Annotated in this window: 20 protein-coding genes and 5 pseudogenes; 13 read left to right on the top strand and 12 right to left on the bottom strand. The window is 61.5% G+C overall.

The features are described 5' to 3' along the window. Nucleotides 1–133 precede the first annotated feature (133 nt). The 3 genes and pseudogenes from BST10_RS23900 to BST10_RS17235 all read right to left on the bottom strand — a co-directional run. A pseudogene (locus BST10_RS23900) lies at nt 134–404 on the bottom strand (LLM class flavin-dependent oxidoreductase); the annotation flags it as partial. A gap of 293 nt (nt 405–697) precedes the next feature. Continuing rightward, entirely contained in the window at nt 698–820 is a 123-nt protein-coding gene (locus tag BST10_RS24200) for a hypothetical protein (protein ID WP_264079576.1), read from the bottom strand. A gap of 120 nt (nt 821–940) precedes the next feature. Next, entirely contained in the window at nt 941–1,546 is a 606-nt protein-coding gene (locus tag BST10_RS17235) for an isochorismatase family protein (protein WP_083039397.1), read from the bottom strand. Nucleotides 1,547–1,660: 114 nt separating this feature from the next. Here BST10_RS17235 and BST10_RS17230 point away from each other — a divergent pair. Continuing rightward, nucleotides 1,661–3,086: pseudogene (locus BST10_RS17230) on the top strand (AMP-binding protein). Here the strand turns inward: BST10_RS17230 and BST10_RS17225 are convergent. From BST10_RS17225 to BST10_RS17195, 7 genes are all read right to left on the bottom strand, one after another. Next, entirely contained in the window at nt 3,077–4,189 is a 1,113-nt protein-coding gene (locus tag BST10_RS17225; RefSeq protein WP_109559557.1) for a cytochrome P450, read from the bottom strand. The pseudogene BST10_RS17230 and the gene BST10_RS17225 overlap by 10 nt on opposite strands. Before the next feature lie 117 nt (nt 4,190–4,306). Then, nucleotides 4,307–5,104, bottom strand: a complete 798-nt coding sequence (locus BST10_RS17220; RefSeq protein WP_083039393.1) for an SDR family oxidoreductase — start codon at nt 5,102–5,104, stop codon at nt 4,307–4,309. Nucleotides 5,105–5,106: 2 nt separating this feature from the next. Then, the gene (locus BST10_RS17215) at nt 5,107–5,934 is read right to left on the bottom strand and encodes a mycofactocin-coupled SDR family oxidoreductase (protein WP_083039321.1); all 828 of its coding nucleotides are present in this window, start codon (nt 5,932–5,934) and stop codon (nt 5,107–5,109) included. Nucleotides 5,935–6,580: 646 nt separating this feature from the next. Further along, nucleotides 6,581–7,381: an SDR family oxidoreductase gene (locus BST10_RS17210; RefSeq protein ID WP_083039319.1), complete on the bottom strand. Its 801-nt coding sequence runs from the start codon at nt 7,379–7,381 to the stop codon at nt 6,581–6,583. Between the two features lie 6 nt (nt 7,382–7,387). Further along, on the bottom strand, nt 7,388–8,476 hold the full coding sequence (locus BST10_RS17205; RefSeq protein WP_083039317.1) for an acyl-CoA dehydrogenase family protein: 1,089 nt from the start codon (nt 8,474–8,476) through the stop codon (nt 7,388–7,390). After that, nucleotides 8,473–9,624, bottom strand: a complete 1,152-nt coding sequence (locus BST10_RS17200; protein ID WP_109559563.1) for an acyl-CoA dehydrogenase family protein — start codon at nt 9,622–9,624, stop codon at nt 8,473–8,475. Before BST10_RS17200 ends, BST10_RS17205 begins: the two co-directional genes overlap by 4 nt. 22 nt (nt 9,625–9,646) lie before the next feature. After that, nucleotides 9,647–10,519 (bottom strand): SDR family oxidoreductase, encoded by an 873-nt coding sequence (locus tag BST10_RS17195; RefSeq protein ID WP_083039314.1) that lies wholly within the window; start codon nt 10,517–10,519, stop codon nt 9,647–9,649. A 687-nt stretch (nt 10,520–11,206) separates the two neighbouring features. On the opposite strand from BST10_RS17195, the gene BST10_RS17190 reads away from it, so the two are divergent. The 11 genes from BST10_RS17190 to BST10_RS17140 all read left to right on the top strand — a co-directional run bounded on the left by BST10_RS17190 (nt 11,207) and on the right by BST10_RS17140 (nt 21,800). Further along, on the top strand, nt 11,207–12,136 hold the full coding sequence (locus tag BST10_RS17190; protein WP_083039312.1) for an ABC transporter permease: 930 nt from the start codon (nt 11,207–11,209) through the stop codon (nt 12,134–12,136). Then, nucleotides 12,136–13,008: an MlaE family ABC transporter permease gene (locus BST10_RS17185; protein WP_083039310.1), complete on the top strand. Its 873-nt coding sequence runs from the start codon at nt 12,136–12,138 to the stop codon at nt 13,006–13,008. The genes BST10_RS17190 and BST10_RS17185 overlap by 1 nt, the downstream gene beginning before the upstream one ends. A gap of 10 nt (nt 13,009–13,018) precedes the next feature. Further along, nucleotides 13,019–14,062: an MlaD family protein gene (locus BST10_RS17180; protein WP_083039308.1), complete on the top strand. Its 1,044-nt coding sequence runs from the start codon at nt 13,019–13,021 to the stop codon at nt 14,060–14,062. Next, on the top strand, nt 14,059–15,120 hold the full coding sequence (locus BST10_RS17175) for an MlaD family protein (protein WP_083039306.1): 1,062 nt from the start codon (nt 14,059–14,061) through the stop codon (nt 15,118–15,120). The genes BST10_RS17180 and BST10_RS17175 overlap by 4 nt, the downstream gene beginning before the upstream one ends. After that, nucleotides 15,117–16,076: an MlaD family protein gene (locus BST10_RS17170; RefSeq protein WP_083039303.1), complete on the top strand. Its 960-nt coding sequence runs from the start codon at nt 15,117–15,119 to the stop codon at nt 16,074–16,076. Before BST10_RS17175 ends, BST10_RS17170 begins: the two co-directional genes overlap by 4 nt. Beyond that, complete coding sequence (locus tag BST10_RS17165; protein WP_371869079.1) at nt 16,076–17,170, top strand: MlaD family protein; 1,095 nt, start codon at nt 16,076–16,078, stop codon at nt 17,168–17,170. Before BST10_RS17170 ends, BST10_RS17165 begins: the two co-directional genes overlap by 1 nt. Continuing rightward, nucleotides 17,167–18,165: an MlaD family protein gene (locus BST10_RS17160; protein WP_083039299.1), complete on the top strand. Its 999-nt coding sequence runs from the start codon at nt 17,167–17,169 to the stop codon at nt 18,163–18,165. The genes BST10_RS17165 and BST10_RS17160 overlap by 4 nt, the downstream gene beginning before the upstream one ends. Further along, the gene (locus BST10_RS17155; RefSeq protein WP_083039297.1) at nt 18,162–19,115 is read left to right on the top strand and encodes an MlaD family protein; all 954 of its coding nucleotides are present in this window, start codon (nt 18,162–18,164) and stop codon (nt 19,113–19,115) included. The genes BST10_RS17160 and BST10_RS17155 overlap by 4 nt, the downstream gene beginning before the upstream one ends. A 44-nt stretch (nt 19,116–19,159) precedes the next feature. Next, entirely contained in the window at nt 19,160–19,822 is a 663-nt protein-coding gene (locus BST10_RS17150; RefSeq protein WP_083039295.1) for a hypothetical protein, read from the top strand. A gap of 26 nt (nt 19,823–19,848) precedes the next feature. Beyond that, entirely contained in the window at nt 19,849–20,499 is a 651-nt protein-coding gene (locus BST10_RS17145; RefSeq protein WP_371869208.1) for a hypothetical protein, read from the top strand. 878 nt (nt 20,500–21,377) lie between these two features. Continuing rightward, the gene (locus BST10_RS17140) at nt 21,378–21,800 is read left to right on the top strand and encodes a hypothetical protein (protein ID WP_205277458.1); all 423 of its coding nucleotides are present in this window, start codon (nt 21,378–21,380) and stop codon (nt 21,798–21,800) included. 512 nt (nt 21,801–22,312) lie between these two features. On the opposite strand, the pseudogene BST10_RS17130 reads toward BST10_RS17140, so the two are convergent. After that, nucleotides 22,313–22,748: pseudogene (locus BST10_RS17130) on the bottom strand (hypothetical protein); the annotation flags it as partial. A 13-nt stretch (nt 22,749–22,761) separates the two neighbouring features. Beyond that, a pseudogene (locus BST10_RS17125) lies at nt 22,762–22,920 on the bottom strand (transposase); the annotation flags it as partial. A 205-nt stretch (nt 22,921–23,125) separates the two neighbouring features. Here BST10_RS17125 and BST10_RS17120 point away from each other — a divergent pair. Continuing rightward, nucleotides 23,126–23,725: pseudogene (locus BST10_RS17120) on the top strand (IS21 family transposase); the annotation flags it as partial. Nucleotides 23,726–23,791: the final 66 nt, after the last annotated feature.

Raw genomic sequence — 23,791 nt, 5'->3', positions numbered from 1 at the left:
GCGTTGTCGACGACGACCGTAGACGGCCTGCGGCGTCGTCGCCGATGGTAATCGTCACCACCGGCTGGCGAGGAGCCGCCTGCCATGGCAGCAATGACCACTCCTGCTGCACAGGAACCCCGTCCGGGGCCGACAGCATCTCGTCGATGAGATGCTCGGCGATCCGCGCGGGGTCGCCGTGGCGAAACGACGCTCGAATGGCGGCCACCTGGTCCGGCCAACCGTGCAACTCGACGAGCGAGTCATAGGTGCAGCCCGCTCGACTTGGCGCCGCGGGCGGTTTCTGGGTCGACGCCCTCGCCCCACCAGCGATCGGTGAGCAATCCGCGGCCCAGTACGCCCTCGGCGCTGCGGCCCGCCGCGCGCAGCATGACCTTGTTGAACGCCCCGACAAGGACTGGCAATGGCTGCAGCGGACGTGTACTCGACCGGGGTCGGGTAGCCCAGGGTTGAGTGGCGATGCCGGTGATTATGGTCGTGCTTGAAGTCGCCGATGACCATCGCGGAATGGATTGTGTCGCCATCACCGTGCTCCCGGGGGCAGCAGCATCGATTGCCATGTTTGGTGTTCTTGGGCGCCGCGGGCCGGGTTGGATTGCGTGTTTTTTACACCTTCTCGTCCGGCCCTACATACATGCTCGCCTGTATAACAGGCGGCGCACCTACGGCGGCATGGATGTCGATGCTGCCAACGAACTCAAGGAGGCGCCCGCAGGTCGGCAGTGATCTCCTCGGTCGGCATACCCGACGCGGCGAGCTCATCAGCACGGCGCAGCTTGCGCACGATGCGCTCGGCGGAATGCCTCTTGTGGCCAGCCATGTTCTTCATCGCCCCTTCCGACCCCACCAGGGGCTACAGGACTCTAAAACAGGGCGGACTCATCTACTGGGGCACGCCAAATGGTGCAGCGGGACTGAGGCCGGCGGAGACTGGAAGTGTCTAATCCGCAGTCCATGCTGCGACGAGCTCGTCGACCGTCGTAAGCCGACCCAGCAGGGCCATCGTGTTATTCAGCACTTGTTCGCCGTAGCTTGCCGGGGTACCGGCCACGGCGTCCCGAGGAATGGTCAGGTGAAATCCCGCCTGGGCCATCTGACCGGCGGTATGGGGCAGTGCCAGATTCAGCGACACTCCGCTGAGGACGACCGTGCCTACGCCAAGGCCGTTCAGCACCGGCAACAATTCGGAATCCAGGGCGGGAAACAGTCCGTGGTGCCGCGGCAGGACCAGATCACTCGGCGCCAGCAGTTCCGGAACCACCTGGGTGGGCGCCGTGCCGGGTGCCCATCCGGCGGTGGCCGGGCCCAGTGCTCGCCATAACCGGGCGGTACCGGTGTGGTTGGCACCCAGCGTTCCTTCGTAGGTGGCGTGAACCACCCGCACTCCGGTGGCGCGTGCCGCGTCGAGCAAACGCCGCAGATTGGAGACGAGGTCCCCGGCGTCGTCGGACAGGGCTGGTAACACCGATTCTGGACCGAGAACACCGTTTTGGCATTCCACGCAAACCACGGCGACAGCATCAAGGTTGTCAGACAGCTTTGACATGGTGATGGAGCGTAGCATGTCTTTTGACACAGATGACAAAAATCGTGCCGGAAACCCCTTAGCGCAACGTCGAATTCGTTTCCGACCCTGTTCGCAAGGCCATAAGGTGAGACGATGCAGATCCGCGAATACGCCGACTCCGATAGGCCCGCCATCATCGTTCATCCATCGGGAACGGTGATCGGTTTCGCGGAGCTGGAGGCCCGTGCCAACCGGTTGGCGCACTACCTCCGCGAGGCCGGGCTTCGCGAAGGGGATATCGTGGCCACAACCCTGGAGAACAATGAATCGCCCATTCGGTTATGTGGGCCGCGCGGCGCAGCGGCCTGTACTACGCTCTGATCAATACCCAATCTGACCGCCGCCGAAGCCGCCTACATCGTCGACAACAGCGGGGCCACCGCTGTGATCGGATCGCGGGCTACACGTAACGTGTGCGAAAATCTCGCCGAGCACCTCCCGGGCCGCATTCCGAAGGTCCTGCTGCTCGTCGGGGACTACCGGGCGGCCCAAGGGTATCCGTCGCCCGCTGCCCCACCTTTCCCCGGCCGAGGCGCCCGACATCTTGATGCCGTTGATGGATGCGGTCGGGATTACCGGCGACGCGGTATATCTGAGTCCTGCGCCGCTCTATCACACCGCCCCGTCTTTCTGGTCGATGACCGTGCAGGCGCTTGGTGCCACCACCGTCGTGATGGAGAGGTTCGACCCCGAGCAGGCGCTGGCGTGCATCGAGCGCTACCGCGTCACGCACGGCCAGTTCGTCCCGGCGATGTTTGTGCGCATGCTGAAGCTGCCGGAATCCGTGCGTGCTTCCTATGACGTGTCCAGCCTGCGGCGGGTGGTGCACGCAGCGGCGCCGTGCCCGATGGCGATCAAACGTCAGATGATCGACTGGTGGGGCCCGATCATCGACGAGTACTACGCTGCCTCCGAAGCGGTCGGCGCCTCGTTCATCCGGGCCGAAGACTGGCTGGCCCGCCCCGGTTCGGTGGGACGGCCATTGGTCGGTGTGCCGCATATTCTCGATGATGAGGGTGCCGAGTTGCCGCCCGGAGAAGTCGGCGAAATCTACTACGAGGGCGGTCATCCGTTCGAATATCTCAAAGACGAGGCCAAGACGGCGGCATCACGCGACACCCACGGCTGGGTGACGGTGGGCGACGTCGGCTATCTCGATGAGGACGGTTATCTGTTCCTGACCGACCGGCGCCACCACATGATCATTTCCAGCGGAGTCAACATCTACCCCCAGGAGGCCGAGGATCTGCTGGTCACCCACCCGAAGGTTCTCGATGCGGCGGTGTTCGGCATCCCCGATCTCGAGATGGGCCAAAGCGTCAAAGGCGTAGTGCAGACTGTTGACCCTGCCGAGGCCACCGAGCAGTTCGCCGACGAACTCCTGGCGTGGTTGCGGGATCGCTTGGCGCACTACAAGTGTCCGCGGTCGATCTCGTTTCAGTCGCAGCTGCCACGCACCGATGCGGGCAAACTGTACAAGCGCGACCTGATTACGAAGTACTCCAATGATCAGCCATAGCGCAGGGGCAACGTAGCGAGTGCGAAGGTCTGCGCCGGGAAGATGATCTCCGGAACATAGCCGGGCGCCAGTTCGAACTCGGGGACCTGCCGCAGCCATTCCTCGACGATCAGCGTCAACTCCATACGCGCCAGATGGGAGCCTAGGCAGCGGTGCGGACCGCCGCCGAATCCCCAGTGGCGGTGTACTTTGCCGTCCATAACGATCTCGTTGGCGGATATCGCGTCGCTGTCGTCGCGGTTGATCGCGGCCAGGCATAGCCGTACCTGCGATTCCGGGGGCAGCGTCACGCCGGCCACGGTGACGGTGTCGGTGGTCACTCGAGGCACGATCGGTGCCGGAGCTTCAAGTCGGACGATCTCCTCGACGAAGACCTTGATTTGTGCGGGATCGTCACGTAGCACAGCGCGCAATTGGGGGTTACGCGCGAGTTCCAGCAATGCTGACCCCATCGCGGAGGTGACGGTGTCCAATCCTGCCAGGACGAACAGATAGCTGAGGCCGATAGCCTCGGCATCGTCGAGCGCGTCCTCGCCGGTGAGCACCTGCGACAAGATATCGCGCTGGGGGTTCTGCCGGCGTTCGTTGATGGCTTCGGTCAAGTAGGTGAACAACTCCAGCGCCGGGGTGAGGTCGACGCCGTCGAGAGTGGGCCGGTCGGCCAGGGCGATCACGGCATCTTTCCATCCGATCAGGCGCTCGCGATCGGCCAGTGGGAGGCCGAACAGCGTCAGGAACACCTGCGAAGGATAGGGAATCGCGATGTCGGCCATCACGTCACAGCCACCCTTGCCGGCTACCTCAGTGATGATGTCGACCGCCTGTTGCTGCAGCGCCGGCAGGGTCTCACTCAGCGTGCTCGGGCTGAAGAAAGGCTGCAGAATCCTGCGGAACCGGGTGTGTTCGGGTGGGTCAAACGCAATGGGTACCAGCGGAAGCGGACTGCCCAGTACGTCGAATGCCTTCTTCGACGAGAACAACTCGGGATTGCGGAGCGCGGCGAGAACGTCATCGCGGCGCGTCAGGTAATACCAGCCGTCCATGAACACTACGGGGCCTGCATCGCGCACGGCTTTCCACCCGGCACCGCGATCGGCAGCCATTGGCAAAGTGGCATAGGTGAGTACGGGGGCGCCGTGGCTGTCGGGCCGGCCTTCCTGCTGGGTGCTTATCAAATCTCTTCTCCATCTTGGTTTTTCCGGGGCACCGCTTCGCGGCGGTCAGAAAGCGGACCGGTGCAGCCCGCCGTCGACCTCGATCCAGTTGCCGGTGATATAACCGGCTGGTTCGGAACACAGATAGGCGATTAGAGAGGCGATCTCGGACGGTTTACCCATCCGACCTGCCGGCACCCGTGCCTGAGTCAGCATGAATTCGCGCCGTTGTTCCTGGGTTCCGGCCCCGAAATTCTGCTCGAGGTAGGCGATGGCGTTGTCGGTTTCAATCCAGCCGGGCGCAACGGTGTTCACGGTGATACCGAACCGAGCGTATTCGTCGGAGACCGTTTTGAGCAGGCCGACTGTCGATGGCCGACTGGTGTTGGCGACCGCGTGATGGATGTTCCCCGCCGGCTCCTTCGCGGTGGCCGACCCGACGTGGACGAACCGGCCCCAACCCGCTTCCCGCATACCTGGCAGCACGGCCCGCAACAAAAAGATCTGGCTCATCGTGTGCAGCTCGAACGACTCACGATAGATGTCGGCGTCAGTGATGTCGGCGAAGTCGCCGGGCCGTTGATATTTGGTCTGACCCACGACGATCAGGGGTGGGCTCAACTCGATGGCAATTTGGCGGACGGCCTCGTCCACCTCCTGCGACTGGCTGATGTCAGCACAGACGCCGATTGCTGTGCCTCCCGCGGTGCGAATCGTTTCCACCGCGGCGTCGACGTCTGCCTTGGTTCGTGCCACCACCGCCACCCGGCATCCTTCAGCGGCCAATAGTTTGGCCACCTCGAAGCCGATGCCTTTGCTGCCTCCGACGATCAGCGCCGATTTGCCGGCAATTCCGTAATCTATCGTCATCGCCGGACGTCCATACCGGCGTCGATCTTGAGCACGCTTCCGGTAAATGATCGACCCAGGTCGGAGATCAGGAACAGGATGGCGTTGCTGACGTCTTTCGGCTCGATCATCGGATAGTCGGGCAACGCAGTCTGCATCGCATTGACCAGGTGCGGGTTCTCCTCGATCACCTTGAACAGTGCCGGATTCTCGGTGACCATCGGTGTCGCGCAGTTGGTCGGGGCTACGGCATTGACCCGGATGCGTTCGGGTGCAAGAAAGTTCGCATATGCCCGGACCAGACCGGTGATCGCGAGCTTGGACATCAGGTAGGCATCGCTGCCACCACGCCCGTCGGTGAGGTCCAGCAGCGCCGCCATGGAACTGGTCGCAATCAGGTTTCCGCCGGCCCCTCGTTCTTTGAGGTGGGGAATAGCGACCTGGAAGGCGTTCCAGACACCGACCAGCATAACGTCGATACCTAACCGCAGGGCTTCGGAGGCGTCGCGCTCGTCGGCGTTCGACAGGATCACACCGGCGTTGGCGATCACCGTGTCAATATGACCGAACTGCTCCACCCCGGCGTCGAACGCCTTCTGCAGGGCAGCCTTGTCACGCACGTCAGCCTGGTGGAAGAGCATTTCCTGCCCCGTCTTCTCCACGAAACGCGCGGTTTCCTCCAGCTGCTCGGCAGTGCCCAGCTTGTAGGGCACCACGTCGAGATCTTCGCAGATGTCGACGCCCACGATATTGGCGCCTTGTTCGGCACACATGATCGCGTGCGACCGGCCCTGGCCGCGTGCGGCGCCGGTAATGAAAACGACCCGACCATCGAGTAGAGCCATGATGACCTGTTCCTCTCGTTCCCGCTGATTGAGGTGGAGGGTCCCCGTGGAGGCTGATCGAGTCCGGTTAGCCGGTATGACCTACGGAAGGATGCTACGCCAACAGTTTCGAATCATACAACTATTTTGATAATTCGACCGTCTGGATCGTTGACAGTTGGTGAAAGGAAGTCCTACAAGTCCGACACATCGAATTCCGCTCCTGCGCGGCCCCCGTGAACTGGTCTGCGGCTACCGTTGAGTGGTTTATCGGGAAGGAGCGGCGATCGCGACCTGGAAGCACCCGGACCTGCAGGCAGACGGCCGCCATTGTGGCCGATCGAGGGTCCGAGCCGCCGTCCACGTGGAGGTCGGCCCGGGTGGGATTAGGTGTTGCGGCGCGAACCCAGCACGGTGATCATCGGCGCGATCTCGTTTGGCAGACGGCCCGGCCCAACTGGCCCAACGCGTCGCCGAACATCTCCTGCCGGACCGCGGCGTCGTCGACCGCGGCGTCGGGATCCATTCCGCCTCGTGCCGCCGGTGACGACGACATGGACATTTTTCAATCCGAGAACCATATAGTCGGTTTCTCAGTAGAAGGTGCGTCGAGACCCGGGCTGGCGGCGGCAGGGCGCCGCCAGCCCGAGACATCCAGGAGCGCTTCTTACTTCGGGGTGAAGCGCTGCGCGCCGTCGAGGCGCATCACCTCACCATTGACGTAGCCATTGCTCAGCAGGAATGCTGCGGCGTCTGCGAACTCGGCGGGTGTGCCGAGTCGACGAGGAAACGGCACATTGGCTGCGAACTTGGCAATCGCCTCCTCGCCGACGGACTCCATGATCGGGGTCTTCATGGTCCCGGGCGCAATGGTGTTCACGCGGATGCCCGCCGAACTCAGATCGCGGGCCGCGGCGATGGTGAGCCCGATGACGCCGGCTTTGGCTGCGGCGTAGGCGGTTTGCCCGATCTGTCCCTCGTAGCCGGCGATGGAAGCGGTGAGTACCAGCGCTCCGCGCTCGCCATCCTCGCCCGGCTCGGCCTTGGTCACCGCCGCCGCCACCAAGCGGGCCATGTTGTACGTCCCGTTGAGGTACAGATCAATCGTCTTGGCGAATCCGCCGAAATCTGCTGGGCTGCCATCTCTTCCGACGATGCGCTGTGCTACGCCGAAGCCGCCCTGCGCGACCACCGCGTAGCGCAGCACTCCCAGTCGGCTGGCCTGCTCGATCGCGCCCAGCACGCTGTCATCGCTGGTGACGTCGGTGCGCACGAAGGCGGCTCGGCTGCCCAGCTCGTCGGCCAGCGCCTTGCCCTTGTCTTCGGCCAGATCGGCGATAACGACGCCAAGGCCTTCGGCATGCAGGCGCCGAACCGTCGCCTCACCCAAGCCGCCCGCGCCGCCACTGATGATGGCCGACGCACCTTCGAATTTCTTTTCTGCCACGAATCCTCCTTTTGATAACATTTCTCACTAGGCGTTTTTGCCGATAACTACGTCCCATGGGTTGTGTGCCGCTAAAGCCGCCCGTCCCAGCTGCTGTGCATAATGTGCGGTACTGCCGTAGTCGGCAACCCAGCTTTGTGCCCGCATGGTCGCCAGCCAGAGGGGATGTTCCACGGTGACGCCGATCGCACCATGTAATTGGTGGGCAGTCGTAGTGACCGCGCCGGTTACCCGGCCAACTGTGACCTTGGCGACCGTAACCGCGAAATCCGTTTGTGTGGCGTCGAAGCCGTAATCGGCGGCCGCGGCAACCGCCAGGGTGGTCGCCGCGCGGGCGCGTTCGATGTCACCGGCCATTGAGGCCAGCGCGTGCTGTACCGCCTGAAACCTGCAGAGCGGGCGACCGAACTGGACCCGCTCGCGGGTGTGGTCCACCGACAGCGCGGCTGCCGCATCGAGCGCGCCGACGATCTGCGCACAGCGGGCCCAGGCGCCGCGCCGCACCAACTCGTCGGCAACAGCCGGGTCGACAGCTGCCAGTCGATCGGCAGGGACGTCGAAGGTGACGCGATCGCGTGGTTCGCCGGCGAGGTTGTGACTTGCGTGCAGTTCGATGCGTGTCTCCGGATCATTGGCGTCGAGGATGCCGACTCGCACTTCGTCGCCGATGCGGGCGGCCAACAGCAGTGCCGCACACGTTCGCGTCCACGGTGCATCCCGTGCCACGCCGCTCACCCGGCCGCCGGCATGATGGGCGTCGGCGATCGCAACGGTCAATGGCCCACGCGGAAGCTCGATGCCGGCCCGCTGTGCGAGCCACGCCGCCAGCAGGTCCGTCTCGGCGATGGGGACGGCACCCGCGTAGCGGGCCAGGCCGTAGAGCACCACCGCGGACTCGACCGGCCCGGCGTCCAGGTCCGGGGTACTTGTCAGTCGCGCCAGCCCGGTGTCTTCCAGGGCTTGCCACAGGTCGCCGTCGAATTGGTCCGGCACGCCGCGTTGGCCCTGCCGTGCCTCGAAGGACCGTCGGCCAATGTTGTCGACCAGCTCACGTAACTCGGCGGTGTCATCGTCCGGACGGCTCGAGTCGAAAATCCCGCCGCTAAGTGCGCTCACCTCAACCCCATTCCCCGGGCCACCACGCCGCGCAGCACTTCGTTGGTGCCGCCGCGCAGGGTGAACATCGGCTTGTGTAGAAACCCGGCGGCGAGCATCCGCGCCAGCTCCGGGTTGTGAGCTGTCTGGTCGAGGAGGTCGGCGACCACGCCGACCGATTCCTCCTCGAACCGGGTGCCGAGGTCTTTGACCAAGGCGGCCTGGTTGGCGGCGTCCCCGCCGTCGGCCAGCGTGCGGGCGACCGAAATAGACAGCTGGCGCAATGAGATCAGCCGGGCCACCAGGTCGCCGATGTCGGCGGCGGTGCGGTCGTCGGGAGCCCGACCGCAGCCCAGTACCCGGATTGCGGCGATGATCAGCGGCGCGGTGGACAGGATCCGTTCGGACCCACTGCGTTCGAACGACAATTCGGATGTCACCTGATGCCAGCCGTCTCCGATCTTGCCGAATACATCGGCATCGGACACAAACACCTCGTCAAACGTGACCTCGTTGAAGTGATGCTCGCCCGACATCAGCACGACCGGCTCGATCCGAACGCCGTCGGCCTCGCAGGGCACCAGGAACTGACTGAACCCGGCGTGGCGACGTTCCGGATCGGCCGGGCTGGTGCGGGCCAGCACGACGACCTGATGGGCCAGGTGTGCGCCGCTGGTCCACACCTTCGTGCCGCTGAGCAGCCAGCCGCCTTCGGTCTGGGTGGCCCTACTCTCTACGGCCGCTAGATCAGAGCCGGCGCCGTGCTCGCTCATCCCGATCGACGAGTAGAACCGACCCGCGGCGATGCGCGGCAGCAGTCGTTGTCGCTGTTCCTCGCTGCCGTATGTCAACAGCCCGGGTGCGACCTGGCGATCGGCGGTCCAGTGCGCGGCTACCGGAGCTCCCTGCACCAGTAGCTCCTCGGTCACCACGTAGCGGTGCAGGTGTCCCAGCCCGTGGCCGCCGTATGACTGCGGAATGGTCAGGCCGACAAATCCGGCGTCACCCAACCGGGCGCTGAATTCGGGATCCCAGCCGCCCAGCCATGAGTCCACGGCCGGTGACCAGCCGAACTCGTCGCGGTCAGCGCGCAAAAATTCACGGACCGATTCCCGCAACTTAGCCAGTTCGGGTTCGTTCACGCACAGCGCCTCGAAGGAAGTCGTCAAGGTGGTCATCTCAGTAGCCGGCCTACACCGTCGGTAGCGGGGTGGACGCTAGATAGAAGTTTCCGGTCAGGTCTTCTTCGCGGGCGGCGAGCCGGTACTGCGCCAGGTCATCGATGCCCTCGTCACGCAATACCTGTTCATCGGTGTAGAAATGGCCGCTGCAGTCCTCGGCGGGGCGGGTGACCAGGGCGTGCACCGCGTCGGCCATGATTCGCGGGCTACGCGCCTGCGCCCGCACCGTGTCCTCGCCCATCGCGACCATCATCCCGGTGCTGGCCACCGTGGTGGCCGGCCACAACGAGTTGACAGCGATGGGCACCGAAGCGAACTCCGCGGCCCAACCCAACGTCAACAGACTCTCGGCGTATTTGCCGACCGTGTGCCCGGCGTGGGCACCGAGCCAGGCGGGATCCAGGTTCAACGGTGGTGACACGTTCACGATGTGGGCGTTGGTGGACCGGCGTAGGTGTGGGTATGCGGCCTGAACGACCGCGAACGGGCCCTGCACGTTTATCTCCAGCAGCCGGGCGAAGTTCTTGGCAGGCAACTGGGGGGTGCGTCGCAGGTCCAGCGCGCCCGCGTTGTTGATCACGATGTCGATGCCACCGAACTCTTCGGCCGCAGCAGTCACCGCCTGCTGCACCCCGGCGGCGTCACGCACGTCGCACACCAGGGGTAGGGCACGGCCACCCGCAGCCCGCACCGCATCGGCGGTCTCAGCCAGAGTGCCCGCGATCTTGGGATTAGGTGTTTGGGTCTTGGCCAACAACGCCACGCTCGCGCCGTCGGACGCGACCCGGACCGCGATGTCGCGGCCGATGCCGCGGCTGGCGCCGGTGACGACGACCACTCGATCTTTCAAGGTACGAGCCGCTGGGTTTCTTGCCAAAGCCATCTCCCTCGCCGTCATCTTCTGGTAAATGCTATAACTATATACCTTATTGTGGCCTGCAAACCGAGCGGGACGGCCCCGCGAATCGAGGCGAGCCCGCAGACGAGCGCCGTCTCGACCAGGGAAGGAGGCTCGTGCCTGCGTCCTCGCGCAGACCGGGGGATCGAGCCTGGCCGTCCCGGTGACCAGCGCCGATGGGGCATAACAGGGATCGTCTGAAGTTCGAGCAATCTCGGCTTGTCAACCGCAGGCCCCTCATCTAGTGTAATCGTCCAACCAAATAACTGATTTAGGTCACATCGTCACGAGTAGCGTGACGGCCATCACAGTGCGCCCGCGGGCGTGCCAGCAGCAGGGGGACGTTTCATGCGATCGTGGCTCCAGACCAGATCCGCCGTTGGATCGGATCCGACACCGAAACCGCCACGCCGGGCGAGCTACGCCTACCCCCGGATGGTGGGCGCCGGCGGCGGGGGCCCGTCAACGCTGGGCGAGCACGGGCCCATGGCCCGGACTCAAATGGATGGTGCCAACGACATCTCGCGAAGGCGGTTCGGCCGCGCCGGGCAGTACGGGGATCGACCCTTCCAGCAAGGCTATTGGCATGCAGGCTAGCCCGCTGCTGCTAATGCCGATCCCCGTTGGCCCACCGGGGTACGCCCGTTCCCACGACCATCCTGGCGGTGCCTTATGACCACCAGCGTCGACAACGACCAACTGCAGGATGGCCTGACTTTGGAATCCAGCACGACGGGCTCGAGCGAGGTGGGTCGGAGCAACGTGCGCGCATTGCTCCGAGGCCTTGATACCCACCCGCGCCGCGCTGCGCGGCATGTGGGCATGATTCCGCGGCGGACGGCAGCCACGACCGGCCGCGGTCTGCAGCTTTTTGTCGACGTGCTGCGCTACATCGTCGCCGATGTCGTTTCCTTGAGGCTGGCGGTCGGCGACGTGGTTGTGCAGGCGTGGATCTTATTTAAAGTAACGGCGACGCCCGCGCTGCTGATGGCCATTCCGATCGGTGCAATCGTCACCGTGGTGACGTCGGGGCTTGTCAATCAACTGGGGGCAACTTCGCTGCTTGGTGCAGCCGCCGGGGTAGGTGTCGTTCGGCAGGGAGCGCCGATGACCGCGGGGCTGCTGTTGGGGGGGGCTGCGGCAGCGGCGATCGCCTCGGACTTTGGCGCGCGCGCCATCCGCGAGGAACTCGACGCCATGCGGGTCATGGGTGTCGACCCGGTCCGGCAGTTAGTCGTGCCGCGTTTTCTCGCACTGCTATTGATCGCGCCTATTCTCTGCATATTAATTATCGTGTCCGGAACTGCGTCGTCATTTTTGATGGCAGTGGGGGCATCCGACGTGGCCCCTGGAAGTTTCTGGATGTCGTTTGGCACGTTCGCGAAGCTGGTGGACATATGGTTCGCCATCGGCAAGACGCTCGTTTTTGCGGTAATCGTGGGGATCGTTTCATCGCTACGTGGGATGGAGGCGAAGGGTGGCCCGCGCGGTGTAGCGGACGCCGTTAATTCATCGGTCGTGGTCAATGTTGTTTGGATAGTCTTCGCGAACCTCGCGATAACACAGTTGCAGTCGATGTTTGCTCCCATGGCGGTGGCGTAGTGACTGACGGACGCCATGTAGCAGCACCGAGCGCTTATTTCAGCACTCGATTGGCAACCGCGGCAGTGCAGCCGATCGGCGGGCTATTCCATAACGTCGGCCACTGGGTGGTGTTTATTGCCAAGGTCTTCAGTGCCGTGCCGGTGGCGGTTATTAAATATCGCCGGCAAACATTGCAGCAGATGAATAGCCTGGCATGGGGCAGGGGTTCGCTCATCGTGGATGGTGGGGCGGTAAGCGTACTGCTGCTCCTCGGCATCGCGGTCGGCGCTTCGCTAGCCGTTGAAGCGTTTTCCGTCTTGAACATCATTGGATTTGGTGGCCTGTCGGGGATTGTTGGTGGGATCGGAGGGGTTCGAGAGATCGGGCCTATCGTGGCCGCTGTCGCTTTCGCCGGGCAAGCGGGGTGCCGGATGACAGCCGAGATAGGTGCGATGCGTATCGCCGAAGAGATCGACGCCTTGGAAGCGTTGGGCCTCAGGTCGATACCGTTTGTGGTTGGCACTCGACTGGTCGGGGCCATGACCTGCGTGGTGCCGGGGTTCCTCGTGGCGCTGATCGCTAACTTCGTCGTGATGGACCTCGTTATCCGGGTCTTCCACAATCAGCCAGGCGGTACATATAATCACTATTTTGTCGAATTCTTGACGCCGAGAGATCTGTCGTACTCAGTGCTGAAAATAGCTGTCTTCTGTGCAGCGGTCACCTTGATCCACTGCTATTACGGATACTTTGCTTCAGGTGGTCCGGTTGGTGTAGGTCAAGCATCAGGTCGTGCTGTGCGGACGAGCTTGATCGCCATCATCGTCTTGGACTTGATAATGACCGTGGCGCTGTGGGGCCTTCATCCAGTCTTCGTATTCAAAGGTTAGGTGAGCGGGCATGCTACTGCACGGCTCGGAAGAAGCTGAGAAGCGAGCGCTGACCACCGTCGGCGCAGTGCTCGTGCTCTGTGCTGCGTTCGTCGCCGGCCTGGTGATGGTGTTCAAACCCTTCGGAGGTCGATCGGCTGACGAAATTTCTGTCAGCATCCAGACGCCGTACATCGGGCCGGGGGTCGCCAAGGGTACGGAACTGGTCCTGCACGGCGTAAAGGTCGGGGCCGTCACGGCCGTTGCCAATTTGCCCGGCGGAGGCGTCCGCCTCAATGCTGATCTGCAGAAAGCGCCGATAGCGGGATTAACTGACGCGTTGGATATAGATTTCCGGCCCATTAACTATTTCGGCGTGACTGGTATCAATCTGATCGCACGGGAGGGTGGCAGCCCACTCCACGATGGCATCCACCTGCAGATCGCGCCGAAGGGGAACTTTGCGCTTCAAGCGCTGCTGTCCCGCCTTGGAAGACTTGCCACAGGTACGTTAACCACGCGGCTGATCCAGGTGGTCGACAAGGCCACTCGGTACACCGATGCGTTGAATCCGCTGATCGAGACCATGATCATCTCGGCGAATGCGCTTGCCGACACGCAAACGGTGAGTACCGAGCAACTTTTGAGAAATACGACGGGGGTGAGCGTGGCGTTCCCATCGTTTACCGATGCGCTGCTCGATGCCAGCTACGCGGTGACGCACGGTACTAATAAATTAGGTAGGGGTGTATGGAACGCCACTGAGCACGAATACTCAGATATTATCGAGCCATTCATGAGCTTCGTAGCGGACAACCTTTTTGGAGCTATAGGCAAGCTAGAGTACTCGCATACGGAGGATTTGTTGCCCGTGGTGGACAGTATCACTGCTCTGACCGATGTCGTGCCATCGTTGATTAGGCCCGTGGGGATTTCGGAGATGCTCGTGGAACTGCGTTCCCGGATTGAAAAGATGTACGAAGGCGGTCCTGAGCAGCGGGCCATGCAGGTTCGTATTGTCCTTGACAGCCTTCCAGGTATTGCGGCGCCGCTAGCAGCCGTCGGTGCGCCCTGATGAAGCCCAGAGCCGCATTTTGGCGACTCGCTATCAGCGGGGCGGTCGCTATCGTCCTGTTGATCTTGATTGCCAATGTCATTAGGCAGCCCGTAGCGGCGGATACGCGGTCGTATAGCGCCGACTTCACGGACGCATCGGGATTGCATCTGGACGCTGACGTGCGGGTCCGAGGAGTCCGCGTCGGGAAGGTCCACTCGGTTGAGCTCGAGCGAAAGGGCGGTCAAAGCCTCGCCGTGGTCGGATTTACACTTGACAAACGGTATGGCGTGGTCGGCAGCACTCAACTTGCGATCAAATACCAGGCTTTGACCGGTCTGCGATATGTGGATGTCGTGGGCCCCACGGAGAATTATTCAAGCGCCGAGCTCGTCAGTCATGTGACCACCGCGATGACGCAACCCTCTTTCGACGTCACCACACTTTTCAACGGGCTCCAACCCGTGCTTGCGACACTCAACCCTGAGGAGCTAAATACTTTTACGACGAATGCGGCGACTTATCTCTCGGGTGATGGCGGCGGGCTGGCGCCGATGCTGGACAGCATCCGCAAGCTCACGCGGTTCGTATCGGACCGCGAGCACGTTATTGCGACGTTGATGCAGAACTTGAAAGATATTTCGGAGTCCATGGGTGGGCATGGCAAAGACCTGACCCAGATTTTGGATTGGCTTAATGAAGGGCCCGTGGATGGCATTCTGACTAAAGCGTTGGACGAGTTTCGTAAAGCTGATCTCTACGGGTCGTTTACTGGTCAGGTCGACCAATTGCTGACCAACTTGGGATTCCCGTCCGCCATTAACAGTGGTGATTATTTCACCTACGGCCCAGATGCCTCCGAGCCGAATGGTACCGACATGGACGAGGCACTGGACGTTGCCTTCACGAACCTTGAGGACTTTATAGATGCCTTCAAACTCGTTCCGGTCATGTGGGAAAATATCCCACCACCGCCGGAGGCCGGTGCGCCCCTGCCCTGCTCTCGGGGGCGGGCCCAGTTGCCGGAGCAAATGGATGTGCTCCTCAATGGACGAAGAGTAGTGCTGTGCAACCGATGAAAATATTACGTAACCCAACTGCGTGGGGTGCTGGTGCTCTTGTTCTTGCGACCATTGTGGCGCTCGTGACGGGCATGGTCTATGTCAACCCTCCCGGGGAGAAGATCGTCACCTTCTATACCGACGACGCGGCGGCGGTCCGTCCAGGTGATCCGGTACGCATCGCCGGGATCAACGTCGGAAAGGTAAAGGATCTGGCATTGGAGGCGAACCAGGTGCGGGTTCGAGCAGGGGTCGACGGCAGTGCATTCGTCGGTGATCAGTCACAGGTGCAGGTCCGCATGCTCACCGTGGTCGGGGGCTATTACGTGAACATCGTGTCACTGGGCAGTAGCGCCTTAAACTCTAAGCCTATTCCGGTAGAACGCGTAACAATGCCGTACAGCTTGATACGGACCCTGACCGATGCGACGAAGATCACTGACAACGTCGACCCGAAGCCCGTGAAGGCGTCCCTCGACGAGGTGCAGCAGGGACTGGCCGGCACCAACGTTGACTCCGTGGCCGCGGTTATCGATGCGGGCAATACGATTATGTCGACGATTGAAAGACAACGGGGGCAAGTGAGTGCCATCCTGGATCTGTCTAATGAGTATGTCCGGGATCTAAACGATTATAGTGACAAACTCCAAGACATCGTTCGCAGGGTAGCGATTATAGAACAGACCATTACGCTCTACAGCGAGGGTCTCGCTGCGGCGCTTCAGGGCATGGGTAATGTCTTGGACAGCCTGTCGCCGATCTTTATTTTCTACCAAAATCACCGGGATAAGGTTCTCACCAGGCTGCGCGATTGGGTCGAGAAAGCGACAATGTGGGCGGAGCGCAATGGTGTGATCGTACGGGGGATTCGCTTGGGGCGCAGAAAGATCGAACGGATTCTGGATGCACAGCAGGCGACACCGGAACTCTTGGCCACCGACCTATGTATGCCGATACCGGGGAGTGGGTGCTAATGGCCCGGTCAAGATTGCGTCGCCTCTGCGATGTCGGCGCGGTAATGCTCACAGCGGTGACAGTGATGACTGCTGGCGCCTCCTGCGGTCGGCCGCAGGAAAAAAAGTCCGCTTCGGAATACTGCGCGATCATGCCTGACAGCGTCGGGCTCTACGTTGGTAACCCGGTCACGCGGATGGGCTATGAGGTCGGTAAAGTCACGCGCATCAGTCCCAGTTCCACCGAAGTGCGTGTCGATTTCAATGTGACTGAGCCGCGTCCGTTGCCGGGCGATGTCAAGGCCGTCGTTAGGTCAACGTCGATCCTTGCTGACCGATCGTTGGAGCTTGTCGGCAACGTTGAATCCGGACCGTCCTTGGTCGCCGGTGAGTGTATTCCGCTTAGCCGGTCATGGACTCCGAAGAGCTTGTCCGAAGTGATCGGCTCGGCGACCACCTTCGTCAACGGGATCAACCCCGACGGGTCGACGAACGTGGCCGATGTCGTCCGCCAGATCGATCAGGCGGTCCACAACAACGGGGCCGGCGTGAGTCAGCTGTTGACCACGTCATCGGCCGTGGTCGACAGCCCGGATCAAGCGATCAGCGACATCGGATCGATTATCAGCAACCTCGCTCAACTGACTTCAGCGCTGACCGATATCAGAGGGCCGTTGAAGGAAATTTTGCTCAACGCGGAGCAGAACATGTCGGATGTCGCTTTAACGTTGGATGGTGGGCACCGCATGATCGGAGGTTTTATCGGGATGCTCCTAGCTGCGATCGACGTGGAACAAAACCTCGGTGAGGAGATCCAGTTCATGCTTGATGCAACCTCGGTTGCGGTGCGAAAGCTGAGTGCACATGCGCCATGGCTGGCGAATCTCATGAACCCGGTGCCTTGGTGGATTAACACGATAGCCAATCACTACAACAACCGTGAGTTCCACATTACGTACCGGCCGCCGTTGTACCGCATCCGCACTCCTGATGGGCTTGCGCAGTGCGGTTTCATGAACGCTGCTATGCCTGGCAGCTGTGCCGACGTGGCCGGGCAGCCGTACGCGGTTGACGTTGCGTTACTGCAGTACGTGCTGAGTGAGGCGAGCCGATGAAGCCCCCGATGTGGTGGTTGGCCGGGGTCGTTGCCGGTGTCCTTGCACTTTCCTCGTGTACCTCGCTCAATGTGAGCTCACTGCCGCAGCCGGGCAATAGCTATCGTGGGGGATATGACATAACCATCGAATTTGACAATGCGCTCAACTTGCCAGAGCGCGCGAAGGTGGTGATGGACGGAACCACGGTGGGCGTCGTCACCGGCGTGACACTCTCAAGCCGCGCCGCCGACGTCACGTCGAGGATCGATCCCGCTGTCGCCGTGCCGTCGAACATCGAAGCCGTGCTGCAGCAAGACACGGTCTTGGGCGACATTTACGTCGCCCTCGATCGCCCGCGAGACCAACCGGGAGCACCCGCGTTGCGTTCGGGCGACCGTATTCCGCTGGCGCAGACCTCGTCTCCTCCGCAACTGGAGGACACCATCGCGAACATGGCGAACTTCGTGTCGAGCGGGTCCATTCAGCGCATACAGAACACGATCGTCCATATCAACAGGGTCCAGCCGCCGGGTGGGCGGGCGGCGATCCGCAAAATGGCTTCTCAAGTGGCAGCGGACCTCGATGACCTGTCGGACAACATGAATTTGGTCGACCAATGGCTCGACGGCGTGTCCGGAACGGTCGACGTTATGCACCGCAGGATCCTGGTAATCCAGGATATGTTCTCCGAGAAAGGCATGACGGCTTTTCAGCGGTTCATGGAGATATTTTCATATGTCGGAACGCTCCTTCCGGCCACGGGAAGTATCTACAGTGGCGGTTTCTGGCTGATGCCGTTACTGCGATCCCTCACCGAAACGGCTGGTGCCATGCAGCAAACTAAATGGGCATTCGAGGAGGAGTGGCCTGCGTGGCGCAGAGTATTTACCGATTTCTTCCTCCCTCAAGATAAATATCCGGCGATCAATATTACGTCGATAGTCGGGCCTGACGGTCGGGAATTGTCCGGGAATGTACAAGAAGTGCTACGGATCTTAGGTGCGACACCATGAGGGGCCGCGATTTCCTATCATTCGTTGTGTTTGGCTTGATGATCGCGTTTGCGGTGGGCTATATCGGAGCGCTTGGGGTTCGGGTTGGGCCACCTTCTGATCGCATCAATCTCTCCATGACCGTGGCAGATATCAATGGCCTCGTTGTCGATTCGAATATTCTGCTGCGTGGCGTGCCAGTCGGCAAAGTCAGGCATATCGCGTCATCCGTCGACGGAGCCACTGTCGACTTCTACGTTGACGGCCGTTTTCAGGTTCCTGCCGACACCGAAGTGCGGCTCGAAAACTTGTCTGCGCTCGGTGAAACGTACATCGGGCTGGTTCCGCGGCGTGAGGATGGCCCGATGTTGCGCGACGGCCAGCACATCGCAACGGAATCGGTAGTACAACCTCCGTCGATAACCGAGCTCGCAGTAAGCGTTGGACGGGTGCTCAGCCAGGCAGACCCCGAGGCGGTTGAACGCATCCTAATTGAAGGTGACGCCGCATTGCCAGATCCGAACCTGGTCCTACCTAATCTGACTCATGCTAGCGAGCTGCTGAGAAATACGGCTGCGGATATGCACGGCCACGGGCGAATGCTCCTGAGCAACTTCCAGACGCTGTTACAGAATGCCGGGTGGGTCGGGCCCACACTGGCGAACATGGTACCCGGAATTCATGATAGTGCCGTAGCTGCTCAGAAGCTCATGCAAGAATTTTCCTCGGGCGGTCTGGAATTAGGTCCGGAGGGGATGGTCACAATGGGCGACCTGTTGCGCCGGTTCCAGAAGCTATTGGACGATAATGGCGGTGATTTGAAAGTGATTGGCGAAGCTATTCTGCCGAAAATGAAAGGCATCGCCGGGGCCCTATTGACCTTCGACCCTAGCCAGATCCTGGCCAACATTGTAGGTGCCCTGCCGGAGGACGGCGCAATTACGTTGCACGTGACGATCCCCGAGAACTGACGAGCCAAGTATGACTGTGCGCCACCAAGAATTGAGGAAGTTGCATGATGGTTGATCCCGAACCGGGCACCCCCGAACCTGACGCCGCCGAGATCGATTCATCTGGTTCGGCGCCGGCGGACGAAACGCCCACCGCGGCTCCGTCGGCGACCGCGGACAAGCCCGAGGGCAAGCGATCCCGACGGCTGCAGCTCTCGGTTTCGCTTCGTGGCTTGACAGTTGCTCTGGTGATTACCGCCCTTGTCCTCGGTGTCGGCGTGTTGGGCTGGCTATACGTTGGAGCGCAACGCAAGGTCGATGAACAGGTCCGGCTATCCGAAAACAAGACGCACGCCGAAAACGTGGCGCTGAATTATGCGGTAGAAGCGGCGGCGATGAATTACCGAGATCTTGATGCGTGGAAAGTCAAGCTTGTGGCAGGGACGAGTCCGGAGCTTAACGAGAAGCTGGCCAAAGCCGCCACCTCGATGGAACAGATCTTGGTGCCCCTCCGCTGGGAGTCAACGGCGCGGCCGCTTGCGGCCAAGGTTCGTACTGTGACCGGCGAAATCTATATTGTCGACTCTTTTGTGAGCGTTCTTACGAAGACCGCGCAGGCTCCGGAACCGCTGCAGTCGACGGCAACGTATAGCGTGACGATCGACAGCAGTAGAGATTGGCAAATTACCGAAGTAGGCGGGGTCGGCGACGCGCTCGAGCCGAAATAGGCTCCCTCCGGGAAGGAGAAATCATGATGGTGACGCGAAAAAGCCTTGTCCGCTGGATCGTCGCCTTGGCATGCGCGACGACGGCGTTATCCGGTGCCGTGGTCGTTACCGGGCCTTTTGCTCAAGCCGATCCGTCCGATTATGCCCGGCCTCCGGAGCCATTGCCGATGGTCATTCCGACGCCGTCGAACTGGGAGCCGAAGTTTCCTTTTCCTTATGACGAAACGAGGGGAAGCGTTACCGATGCGGACATCAACGCCGAACGGGAGATGTGCCAGTGGTTCAATAGCCAATATGACGAGTTAATGCGCCAGATCGACAGGTTCCAGTTCAACCGGATCACGCCGAATGGGCCGGGGGTAATCTCGGGCGCGGGTTCCGACTGGGACTATAGCATCGGCGATCTTCAGCAGCAGGCTGACATAGTCACCGCGAACATCGACCAGTCCGTGGAGTTCCTGGCCCCGCGCGCCCAAGCGCTTACTCAGTCCACTAACCACGCCGGCGACGTCTACTTCCCGCTCTATCAAGCCAAAGAATTCTACTTGCTGTGGCAGCACCTGTCCAACGTGAATGCCGGGATCAAAAGTCATCAACCCGACTGGTTTACAGGCCCATCGGTAAAGCGAGTATTACGTTGGGGCACGAGAATCAAGCGTTCGCACGTATGCCGGTAGAAGCTAGTCCGGTAAGCGGTCCGAGATGGCGAGCGTGCGATTCTTCTGGCTGTCCGGCGGTATTTGGTGCCGGCCCCGAACGCGTCCGCTCAGCAGAGGAGGATCAAAGAATGCGGTACCGTATCAGCGGTCGGCGGTGGTGGGTGGCCGTTGCGTCTGCCTTCGTATTGGTGTTCAGTACGGTGGCCCCCGGAAGTGCGGAACCGCTTGGCGATGCCCCGGCCGACCCATTTCCAGACGTGTCGCACATGACGTCGTGGTACGACGAGCTCGAGCCAGATCGGTTTGTCGTTCCGGGCCGTCCAGGCATCTGGTTCTTGACGCCCTCTGGACTCAACTGCGGCATATGGGATAAGGGAAGCTTTGGGTGCGCCGGCGACATTCCGGGTGCGCCCCCTGGAACCAACCACATTGCCTGGTTCAACGGAAACCGTTCGGTCCACTACGGCTGGACTGCGGGCATCCAGTTTCCCGCCGGGCAGGCCAATCAGACCCTGCCGCCGCGGAGCTACGTGACCTACAATTCAACGATGTGTGCGATCAAGCCGGACAGTAGCGCATATTGCGGGCATGGCGAATTCAAATTCATCATGACGCAGGCAGGGACTTGGTTCAAAGGCTACGACGAGACCGCAACGCGAGTCTGCCTAAGCTACGGGTCGTGTTGATGGGAGAGTTCTGCGTTCGCTCAGTGAGGCTGCATATCCTCGGTCGCATGGCGTGAAGCTGTTACTTGACTTTCCCGCATGGCGTCATCGTAGATTCATTCGTTGAGAAAGGAGTGCTGGGTGCTAGGGCAATCACTTGTTCTACTCGGCGGTTGGGGGAGGGCGCCGGAGGATTTTCGCCGGACCGGTTCGATCCGGTCCGTCCTCGTGATGGCGCTGGTTTTTTCTGGGGGTGTCGTGCTGGCGCCGTCGGCTCTTGCGGATGCAGCGGACGTGAAAGCCGTATTGGCGTCGGCCCGTGGCGGTACTTCCTGCGCGCCGTTAACCGATAACCCGATAGTCACCCACGCAGCCGAAATTATTAACAAGTCGACCGATGACTATGTTGAACATACGGCGAGACATGTCCCGATCGCTGACCCACTTCCTGGGCTAAGAGATCTCGGCTACAGCGGGGATAAAGCTATTCTGCTGCAAGGCGCTCGCCCGAACGAAGCTGACGCGATCAAGGGCATGTTACTGCAAGGGTACGCCGCGATCCCTGATTGTTCCTACACAGATTTTGGCGTAGACGTGCGACGAAACGAAACGACTGGGTATAGCTTGATTGCGGTTGTATTGGCGGGGTCGTAGTTTCCATGTTTGCAGTGGGTATGGCGTCAGCGGTTTCCTCGTCGGCGTTGCGGATTGCGGCCCTCGGGCCGTTCACGCTTGAGTTCGATAGTGCTACTTATAGGAAGTGTCGATGACTCGTATCCAGCTCCTAATGCTAACTCTGATTACCGGTATTTCTGCCGTGGCCTTGGCTCCGGCTGCGCGGGCCGAGGATAACGTCACGTACGAGGTCCTCTCGAATGTTGTCCCCTCGGCAACTATTGAGTATTTCGACTTCTCTGAGCGAAAAGTAGTGGAGAATGCGGCGCTTCCATGGCGAGCCACCGTGACGGTAGTTGACGCTCACGCCGCCTCCACAGATGGCGCGGAGGTTCGCGCCGATTGGCGCCCCCGTGCGTGCGATGGACGAGCGTGGTGCCCAGAAGCCAGGCCCAACAATTGGGTAACGGTCCGGATCCTCCTTCGCGGGAAGGTGATCTGCGAAAGCACCCTCGATGTGGGGAATGCCGCATGCTACGGGAGCACACCGTTTAAGTCCTGACCTGACTGTCGACGCGAGAATTTTCGTAACGCGGCAACTTCGGACGGATCTGCTGCATGAATTGGCGACGGGCTTCGTATTCGATTGGGGTCAACCGGCCCAGAGCGATCTGGTGCCGCCGGCGGCGGTGGTTAGGTGCGTTCGATCCAGGTGACGAGGGCGATCCGCAGGTCTTCGCGGATGGCCCTGCGGTGGCGGTTGAGGACGTTTTTCTGCAGCGGGCTGAAGAGCATCTCCATTGCGGCGTTGTCCCCGGAGGCCCCAGCGCGGCCCATGGAGGCGATCATGCCGTGGTGGTGGAGTGCGGCAACGAATTTCCTGCTTCGAAATTGCGACCCGCGGGCGGTGTGAAGCACACATCCAGCGACATCATCGCGACGGGCTAGCGCGTTACGCAGCGCGGCAACAGCCAGCTGCGATTTCATGGCTCTTCCGGTTTCAGAGTGCGTTGATCCGGTCTTGAAGTTGGCCGGAGTGGATCAGGGATCGCAGGATGTAGTGGTTGAGGTTGCGAAATCCCAGGGCGATGCCGCGTAGGTGTTCCAGGCGGCCGTTGATGGCTTCGACGGGGCCGTTGGAGATGCCGACGTCGAAGTATGGCTATGACAGCCTGATTTGGCCCCAGTGGGACGGTTCGAAGTGGCCCCACTTGGTGTGGCGGCGGGCTGTCGTTGTGACGGTCTGATTTGGCCCCACCTGCTCGACACGCCGGGGCGGTTATGACGGCTTGATTTGGCCCCACCTGACCGTGGTCAGTGTCCGGATGTTCCGGACTGCTGGACGGTGGAGGTGGGACTAGATGGTGAGGTCACGGGTGGAGCTGTTCGCTGCGATTCGTCACGATGATCGGGTTGAGGGCCTGTCGATTCGGGCGCTGGCTGATAAGCACCGGGTGCACCGTCGAACGGTACGCCAGGCGTTGGGCTCGGCGATCCCGCCGGAGCGGAAGGTCCCGCAGCGGGTTGCGCCGCGGCTGGAGCCGTTCAAGGCCGCCATCGATGCGATGTTGGTCTTGGATCTGGAGGCCCCGAGAAAGCAGCGGCACACGGCCAGAAGGGTTTTGGCCCGGCTGGTCGATGAGCACGGCGCTGGTGATCTGTCGTATTCGACGGTGCGTGACTACGTCGCCAAGCGTCGCCCGCAGATCCTTGCCGAGGCCGGCAAGCCGTTGGAGCTGGGCTATGTGCCGCAGACCCATCCGCCGGCCGCCGAGGCCGAGGTTGACTTTCATGACCTATGGGTCGTGATGGGCGGGGTCAAGATCAAGACCGCGCTGTTCACCATGCGGCTGTCGTACTCGGCGCGGTCGGCGCATCGAGCGTTTTTGACCCAGGGGCAGGAGGCGTTTTTGGAAGGCCATGTCTACGGATTCGATCGCCTCGGCGGGGTGCGAGCCTGTCACGAATTCTGTGTAAGTCAGAGATGATTTGACTACGAGTTGTAGTCTAGCACAACGGGATTCGACCGG

Source organism: Mycolicibacter algericus DSM 45454 (assembly GCF_002086455.1).
Lineage (GTDB): Bacteria > Actinomycetota > Actinomycetes > Mycobacteriales > Mycobacteriaceae > Mycobacterium > Mycobacterium algericum.
Note: the sequence above shows the minus strand (reverse complement) of the source record. Positions and strands in the feature narration are given on the sequence as shown.